A 242-nucleotide genomic window follows, 5' to 3' on the forward strand; every position below is an offset into this window, starting at 1 on the left:
GACGCATGGAGCTGACGAATACTAATCGATCGAGGACTTAATCAATGTACACTTGGCGTGTAACCGAAAGGTTTTTGCCCATACAATAACGCTTCTATCCAGTTTTGAAAGAACACTTCTTTCAAACTTCATAGTCAGGTGGCAATAGCGAAGAGGTCACACCCGTTCCCATCCCGAACACGGCCGTTAAGCTCTTCAGCGCCGATGGTAGTTGGGGGTTTCCCCCTGTGAGAGCAGGACGC

General features: G+C 49.2%; 1 rRNA gene. It reads left to right on the forward strand.

Going from position 1 to position 242, the window contains the following annotated elements:
* Positions 1 to 134: 134 nt before the first annotated feature.
* A 5S ribosomal RNA gene (gene rrf, locus M3221_RS26060) occupies positions 135 to 242 on the forward strand; the annotation flags it as partial.

The sequence above is a fragment of the Domibacillus indicus genome (assembly GCF_023715895.1).
GTDB lineage: Bacteria > Bacillota > Bacilli > Bacillales > Domibacillaceae > Domibacillus > Domibacillus indicus_A.